Origin of the sequence: Methylobacterium sp. WL103 (genome assembly GCF_008039885.1) — a bacterium.
In the GTDB taxonomy this organism is placed as follows: domain Bacteria; phylum Pseudomonadota; class Alphaproteobacteria; order Rhizobiales; family Beijerinckiaceae; genus Methylobacterium; species Methylobacterium cerastii.
Window position 1 is genome coordinate 1 of the sequence record NZ_VRUX01000175.1, and the last position, 7,632, is coordinate 7,632.

The following is a 7,632-nucleotide window of genomic DNA, read 5'->3' on the forward strand; positions in this document are numbered from 1 at the left end:
GCGTTGCGGCGGCCGAAGGCGCGGGCGAGCTGGAACTGGAACGCCTTGGTCTCCTGCGCCAGGCGCGTCGCCGCCTCGGCGGTCGCGCCGAGTTCGGCGAGGCCCGAGGCGTCGAGCCAAGCGAGGTGGCTGCCGAGGAGCTCGAAGTTCGCCCCGAGCTGGCGCGTGGTGTTGAAGGCGTAGCTGTGGAACACCGACAGGGGCTGGCGCACCAGATCCTCTCCGGTCCCCGCCAGCGCGTCGCGGAAGGCGCGCACGGGGTTCGTCTTCGGCGCGCGCGCGCGGTGCGCGCCCAGCATCGTGCGGGCGGCCGTCCGCAGGGCGCCGGGTGGCAGGGGCGGGGCCACCACCTTCACGAACTCGGCGTAGGGCGGCAGCAGGGTGGGGCCGAAGATCCCGTCGTAGTCGGCGCCGGAGAGCTGGAAGCGGCCGGCATTGTGAAGGTAGTCGAGGGTGCGACGCCGCTCGTCGAGCGCGAGGATCGCGATCGTCGTCTTGGCGTGGTCGCGGCCGTAGGTGGTGCCGACGGTGTCGGGCAGGTGGATCGCGTCGACCTCGACGAGCACCGGGCAGCCGCGGGCGGCCTGGATTGCGGCGTGGCGCTCGAGCCCGCCGTAGACGGCGAGTTCCTCGAGGCGCAAGCCGTACAGCGCCTCGATGTCGGCCATGGACGGCTTGAAGAAGGTGAACTGGTCGCCCTCGAAGTCCTGCCGCAGGGTGAAGCCGAGCATCGCCTCCGGCTCGAACCCGCGCCCGTGCAGCAGCTCGATCCAGAGGTCGACGTAGCAGTTGGTCTCCGGCCACGCGCGGTCCTGGGCGTGGAGCGGATGCGAGGCGGGCGCCGAGGCGGCATCGTGGACGAGGGCGAGGGCGGCCGACACCGATCCTAGCCCCAGAGCTGCTTGCGCACGTCCGCCGGCCAGGCGGCGAGGTCGAGGCCGTGGTGGCGCAGCAGCGCCAGCGTGATCCGCTCCAGGCCGAACCCGACGCAAGCCGTGTGGGCGACCGCGCCGTCGGCCTGGCCGATCTCCCAGGTGCTGCCGAAATGGTCCTGGTGGTAGTTGAAGCTCAGGCAGGCGGTGGGCTGCTCCGTGCTGTTGACCGGCACGTTGAGCTCGAACTTCAGCCCCTGCATGCGCTGGTTGTTGGCCAGCATCCGCCCGGCGCGCCCGAAGAACGGGTCGTTGGCCGGGTCGACCGCCAGCGGCAGGCCTAGGTCGCGCATCATCGCGGTGCCGCGCTCCAGCCAGACCTCGCGGAAGGCCAGCACCTGCTCGGGCGAGCCCATGCGGACGTATTCGCGCATGCGGAACATCTGCATCCGGGTCGGCTCGACCGAGGGCTCGTGGCGGAAGCAGTAGGATTGCAGGTCGAACAGCAGGCCTTCGGCGGGGAGGGGACCGCGGGCGGCGGCCACCGGATAGAGCGGGTAGCAGGCGGCCGGCGTCAGAACGATGTCGGTGCAGGCCTGGTCCTCGGTCCAGTCCTTTCCGGCCTCGACGCAGGCGAGGAGACGCGCATGGGCGGCCTCGTCGCCGCAGAAGCTGTGCACGGTGCCGGCCAGGTTGGGGAAGCCCTTGAGGTAGCCGCTGCGCTCGAAGGCCGGGCGGCTCATCCCCGGCGGGAAGCGCATCCGCTCGGCCCCGTCGGCCGCGCCGAGGCGGGAGACGAGGGCATCCAGCGCCTCGACCACGCTCTCGAAGTCGCCGCCGCGGCCATAGAGGCCGTCGATCCCGGTGCGTACCAGATGGCCCCGGTCGAACAGGCGGTCGAGGAAGGAACGCGGTTCCGCCTCGTCCCCGGCGGACGGCAGCGCCTCGAACGGCGTGGAGGTGGGATCGGCCAAGCTGTCCATCACGCGCCCAGGAATTTGCCGCCGCCCTTCTGCACCAGCAGAAGGTTGGCCGTGTTGCTGTGGATACGGTCGTTGCTGATCATCAGCGGCGCCGAGAGCACGTCGCGCAGCGCCCGGCCGAGGCTGAACGGGGTGCCGTTCTTGTAGCCGGCGATGCCGACGATCCCGAGCGCCACCTGCACGATGGACACCGCCATGGTCGAGGCGGTGGTCTTGACGTTGTTCAGGGCGATCGCGAAGCCGATCGAACCGAGCGCCGCAGGCGACCCTTGCGCCTCTTCGTAGTGGCGCAGGCCGCCCTGGATCGTCCCCTTCATCGCCTGCAGCGAACTCGTCGCCTCGGCCAGGCGCAGGGCGCCGGGGGGCACCGTGCCCGGCCGGCGGCGGGCCTCGGCCTGCACGAAGGTCCGCGCCCGGTCGAGCGCATGGCTCGCGATCCCGAACCAGACGCTGCTCCACAGGAGGTGCGAGGCGGCCAGCATCGACTGGGCCGCGATCTCGGCGAAGGGCTTGGGCAGGATCTGGGCGACCGGCACGTCGCGGGCGGCGAGCACGAAGCCGTCGCTGCAAGTGCCGCGCATGCCGAGCGTGTCCCAGCGGCTGGTGCGCTCCAGGGTGAACTGGTCGGACGTCAACGCGACCAGGACCTGGTCGGAGGAGGCGGCCTCGGGATGGCGCCGGCCGGTGGCGAGGATCACGTCGGCGTGGGCGCCGTAGGAGATCACGGTGGCGTCCTTGCGGAAGGCGAACACGTCGCCCTCGGCCTCGACGGCGCAGAAACTGTTGCGCAGGTCGCCGCCGATGCCGCCCTCGGTGGTCGCCGAGGCGACGAGCAGCTGCCGCTCCGCCACCCGCTGCATCAGCGCGCGGTGCCAGGGGCTCTCGGCCCCGTGGGTGACCAGACTCGCGACCTTGATCTGGTGCATCGCGAACACCATCCCGGTGGCGGCGCAGGCCTGCCCCAGGCTGAAGCACACCTCGGCCATCCGGCTCATGTCGGCGCCCTCGCCGCCCAGGGCCTCGGGGATCTGGATCCCGAGCAGCCGCTCCGCGCGCAGGGCCGCCACCGCCTCGGCGGGGAACCGCCCGTCGCGGTCGACCGCGTCGGCATGGAGCGCCGCCACCTGCGCCACCCGGCGCATGCGCTCGGCGAAGGTCGGCGCGGGAAGGCGCGATTCGTCGAGAACCGGCTCGGGAGGAATCGTTTCGCCCGGGGCGGGGTCGGCGGCGATGCGTTCGGCGAGCGCGCTCATCTGGGCGAGCGCGTTCATGCGTCCACCGGCTCGACGATCGTCGTGACGGTGCTGCGGATCGCCCGGATCGTCGCGAACGAGGTGCGGTTCAGCAGATGATCGGGGAACTCGATGTTGAAGCGCTCCTCGAGCGCCAGCATCAGCTGCACGGATCCGAAGGAGCACAGCCCCTTGTCGAACAGATCGTCGTCGTCCGAGAGCCGGTCCACTTGGCCGGAGAGGGACTCGATCCCGCCGAGGGTCTCGCGGATGTCTTGAGAGGAAATCATCATACGCAACACCATCTGAAGCGAATCCAAGATGCCGGCCTAGACTATGATCGTCAATTCTTACTCGACAATAAAGTTAACTTAATTATTAGTAAATGCCTAAGTTCTCGTATCTAACTCGCTGAAATCAGGTATTCGCCGCCATACGCCACGAGGGCCAAACGCGGTGAGGCCACGACGCGACGTGCAAGATCACGATCCGAAGCATGCCGCAGATCGAAAGAACGACATTGCGCACAATCGGAATGCGAAGTGCGGTCCGGATCTGTGTTTCGACGCGTTCCGCGACGGGATGGGCGAAACAGATTGCTACATCCGTCAGCAAGCTGGCTAAAGGCCAGTCGATTCGTTGCCGTCATGCAACAGCGGCGTCGCACGAGGTCTTGGCGGACGATTCGACATTGCTCGGGGGAACCGGTTCGCACACAGTGATCGGGCACTGGGGGCATCGCAAAAGCGGGCCCGATGAGCCCGCACCCAAAAAGCGGGCCGCACAAGAAACGTACGTCGCGATCGGCCCCGGCCGCGCGACCGTACGATCCTCGGGTCTCGAAGCTTTTGGAGATATCTATGTCGCTCTTGAAGAGCACCCTGCTCGCTTCGGCCGCCGGCTTCGCCGCCGTCGCCGGCGCCCAGGCTGCCGATCTGCCGGTCAAGAAGGCCGCCCCGATCGAATACGTCCGCGTCTGCACCGCCTACGGCGCCGGCTTCTTCTACATCCCCGGCACCGACACCTGCATCCGTCTCTCGGGCCGCGCCCGCCTCGAGGCCGGCTACCAGGCCAGCTACTCCCGCGCCGCCGGCAACGGCGACCTGACCGGCTACCAGGGCCGCATGCGCATCAACGTCGATGCCCGCACCCAGACCGCCTACGGCACGCTCCGCGCCTTCATCCGCCTCGATGCCGGCAGCCGCTCCGGCTACTCGGGCGTCGGCACCTCCGGGACCCAGCAGCGCCAGGGCACGGCCTTCGCCGCCACCGGCGTCGACGGCTTCGGCCGCCTGCAGCAGTACTCGAACGTCGACAAGGCCTTCGTGCAGTTCGCCGGCTTCACCGCCGGTCGCGCCGCGTCGTTCTTCGACTTCTACGCCCACGACTTCGAGTTCGCCGGTGCCACCGCCGGCTCCGACATGGCCTCGACCAACCTCGCCGCCTACACCGCGACGCTCGGCAACGGCTTCTCGGCAACGATCTCGATGGAAGACCCGGCCTATCGCCGCACGCCGATCTTCTCGCCGACGATCAACGTCTCGAACGTCACCACCAACTCGGCGCTCGCCAACTCGGGCCTGCTGCTCGGCAGCTCGCCGGTTCCCGTCTTCATCGGCTACACCGGCGTGACCCCGACCCGCTACAGCACCATCGATGCGATCGAGCGCAGCCGGATGCCCGACTTCGTCGGCGCTGTCCGATACGACGCCGCTTGGGGCTCGGCCCAGCTTTCGGCCGCCGTGCACGAGCTGAACGTCGGCAACGTCGCTGCAGGCGCCGGCACCGGTGCCGGCACGAACGTCAGCATCGCCCACACCGACAACACCTACGGCTACGCCGTGCAGGGCGGCGTGAAGGTCAACATGCCGTTCATCGCCCCCGGCGACACCCTCTACCTGCAGGGCGCCTACGGCAACGGTGCGCAGCTCTACACCGGCTACTCCTCGTACACCGGCTCGTTCACGCAGAGCACCACCACCATCCAGGGCCAGAAGTTCGCGCAGTACTTCTCTGACGCGGTGATCAATCCCTTCACCGGTCAGCTCTCGACCTCCGACAGCTTCACCGCCGTCGCTTCGTATCTGCACTACTGGTCGCCTGAGTGGCGTTCGGCCTTCTTCGGCTCCTACGGCGAACAGTCGTTCACGGCGGGCGCCCGCGCCGGCCAGGGCAACGCCTACGCGCTCTACAACAGCCTCAACACCGTCAACTTCGGCGCCAACTCGGTTGGCGCCCCCGGCACCCGGTTCTACAATCTCAGCCAGGCGCTTCGCGACACCTACCAGTTCGTCGCCGGCGCGAGCCTGATCTGGTCGCCGGTCAAGGACCTCGATATCGGAGTGGAAGGCTTCTACACCCAGATCGGCGTCAAGAACGGCCGCGTGATCGACACCGACAAGGATCCGACCGCCTACTCGGTCGCCCGTGTCGCCGCGATCAACGCCGGCGGGTTCGTGCGCACCACCACCAGCGACGACGTCTTCCAGGTCCGCGCCCGCGTCCAGCGCGACTTCTAAGTCAGGCAGAGACGTCGCGCGGTCCCCGAGGGAACCGCGCGACGCGGGGCTTCGAGAGACCCACGGCACGATCGAGGCCCGGCTGCCGCAGCCGGGCCTTTTTCGTGCCGGGCCGTGCGCGTCGTCGCAGGTTTGAGACAGTCGCGGCGGTCTCTCCACCGGCACGTGCGGGAGGCATTGACCTTCGAAGCCGCTTCGGGATGAGATCAAAGCGTCGCCGGCAACGTCCGGCCCGCCCGAGTCGGACCGAACGCGGTCTCATCCGTCCGCGATCCGATCTCGATGTGCCGCACGCCCGGCAGGTCGCCGCCGGCGGCAGGACTGGACCGGCCCGCCAAGAGGCCGGATCTTCGGAGGAAACCCCGTGACGCGCCTCACCTCACCGCCGCTCGCGGATCGACCTGTCTCGGCCTCGGAGCCGTCGCGCCGGTTCTGGCCTCTCGGCTGGTGGCGGCTGGTCGACACCCAGATCGGCATCATTCCGCTGCCGATCTATGTGATCGTCGCGGTGCTCCTGGCGATCCTGACCGCCGAGGGCGAGATCCGCCCCGACGGCCCGACGATGATCGCCGTGCTGGTGCTCGGCGGCTTCACCTGCGCCGAGATCGGCAAGCGGCTGCCGATCCTGCGCAACATCGGCGCGGGGGCGATCTTCGCGACCTTCGTGCCGTCGGCGCTTGTCTATTACAAGTTGATCCCGCCGCAGGTCGAGAAGGCGATCGTCGACTTCACGAAGTTCACCAACTTCCTCTACATCTACATCGCGGCGATCATCGTCGGCTCCATCCTCGGGATGGACCGGGACGTCCTGATCAAGGGCTTCCTGAAGATCTTCGTGCCGCTGGCTGTGGGTTCGGTTGTCGCGGCCGCGGTCGGGACGCTGGTCGGGACGATGCTGGGCCTGGGCGCCCACCACACCTTCTTCTACATCGTCGTGCCGATCATGGCCGGCGGCGTCGGCGAGGGCGCGATCCCGCTCTCGATCGGCTACGCCCAGATCCTCGGCCAGCCGCAGGGCGACGTGTTCGCCCAGGTGCTGCCGCCGGTGATGCTCGGCAGCCTCACGGCGATCATCCTCTCGGGCACCCTGAACTTCGTCGGCAAGCGCTATCCCGGCCTGACCGGCGAGGGAAAGCTTCAGCCCGACCACGACGGGACGCTCCCCGGCGACGCGGTCGCGAAGGAGGAGGCGAATTCCGGCCAGGTCGACGTCTCGACCATCGCCGCCGCCGGGCTCACCGCGATCACCCTCTATCTCCTCGGCGTGATGGCGCACCACCTCACCGGCCTGCCGGCGCCCGTGGCGATGCTGTTCCTGGCGGTGCTGGCCAAGCTCTCGAGCGCGGTCTCGCCCCATCTCCAGGCCGGCGGCTTCGTGGTCTACAAGTTCGTGCAGACCGGCATGACCTATCCGCTGCTCTTCGCCATCGGCGTCGCGCTCACCCCGTGGGACAAGCTGATGGCGGCCTTCACCGTCACCAACCTGATCACCATCGTCGCCACCGTGACCACGCTGATGGGCACCGGCTTCGTCGTCGGGCGCCTGCTCGGGATGTACCCGATCGAGACCGCGATCGTGAACGCCTGCCATTCGGGGCAGGGCGGCACCGGCGACGTGGCGATCCTCACGGCCTCCAACCGGATGGCGCTGATGCCGTTCGCCCAGATCGCCACGCGGATCGGCGGTGCGCTCACGGTGACCGGCACCCTGATCACCCTGAAATGGCTGACCGGCATCGCGGGCTGACCTGGCCCATGAGCGCGGGAACCGGTGCGCTAAATACAACCCAGGGTTAATATCACCTTCACCCTCTGCCGCCACTCTGGTTCGGGACCGCCGCCGGCGGCCCGAATCGGAACGCTCCCTGATGCTCGCGACAGCCCGAGACCTCATCCGGCCGAACCGCTCCGGCACGATCCGCCCGCGCGACGCCGAAGCCCGCCACGCGTCCGGGCTCGTCGGCCGCGATGCGCTCGTCTGGCGGCTTCGGGTCCTGGTGACCGAAGCGCGGCAGCCGGTGTGCCT

6 protein-coding genes are annotated in these 7,632 nt (G+C 68.9%); 2 read left to right on the forward strand and 4 right to left on the reverse strand.

Features of this window, described 5'->3' with window-relative positions:
* The 4 genes from FV222_RS12495 to FV222_RS12510 all read right to left on the reverse strand — a co-directional run.
* Positions 1 to 881 (reverse strand): DUF1839 family protein (locus FV222_RS12495; RefSeq protein ID WP_147814473.1); only part of this gene is annotated, 881 nt, incomplete at its 3' end.
* A 5-nt stretch (positions 882 to 886) separates the two neighbouring features.
* Positions 887 to 1,813 carry an amino acid--[acyl-carrier-protein] ligase gene (locus FV222_RS12500; RefSeq protein WP_246685438.1) on the reverse strand — a complete coding sequence of 309 codons (927 nt, stop codon included), beginning with the start codon at positions 1,811 to 1,813 and terminating at the stop codon, positions 887 to 889.
* Between the two features lie 41 nt (positions 1,814 to 1,854).
* Positions 1,855 to 2,997 carry an acyl-CoA dehydrogenase family protein gene (locus tag FV222_RS12505; protein ID WP_147814477.1) on the reverse strand — a complete coding sequence of 381 codons (1,143 nt, stop codon included), beginning with the start codon at positions 2,995 to 2,997 and terminating at the stop codon, positions 1,855 to 1,857.
* A gap of 125 nt (positions 2,998 to 3,122) precedes the next feature.
* A complete protein-coding gene (locus FV222_RS12510; RefSeq protein WP_147754112.1) occupies positions 3,123 to 3,377 on the reverse strand; it encodes an acyl carrier protein in 255 nt (84 codons plus the stop codon).
* 570 nt (positions 3,378 to 3,947) lie between these two features.
* Here FV222_RS12510 and FV222_RS12515 point away from each other — a divergent pair.
* Together FV222_RS12515 and FV222_RS12520 are read left to right on the forward strand one after the other, a co-directional pair.
* Complete coding sequence (locus FV222_RS12515) at positions 3,948 to 5,606, forward strand: porin (protein WP_147814475.1); 1,659 nt, start codon at positions 3,948 to 3,950, stop codon at positions 5,604 to 5,606.
* Positions 5,607 to 5,970: 364 nt separating this feature from the next.
* Positions 5,971 to 7,353 (forward strand): 2-hydroxycarboxylate transporter family protein, encoded by a 1,383-nt coding sequence (locus FV222_RS12520; protein ID WP_147754734.1) that lies wholly within the window; start codon positions 5,971 to 5,973, stop codon positions 7,351 to 7,353.
* Positions 7,354 to 7,632: the final 279 nt, after the last annotated feature.

Excerpts from the sequence above, each read along its gene's own strand:
- FV222_RS12505 (WP_147814477.1), bottom strand. The coding sequence starts at position 2,997 with ATGCGCCGGGTGGCGCAGGTGGCGGCGCTCCATGCCGACGCGGTCGAC.
- FV222_RS12510 (WP_147754112.1), bottom strand. The coding sequence starts at position 3,377 with ATGATTTCCTCTCAAGACATCCGCGAGACCCTCGGCGGGATCGAGTCC.
- FV222_RS12515 (WP_147814475.1), top strand. The coding sequence starts at position 3,948 with ATGTCGCTCTTGAAGAGCACCCTGCTCGCTTCGGCCGCCGGCTTCGCC.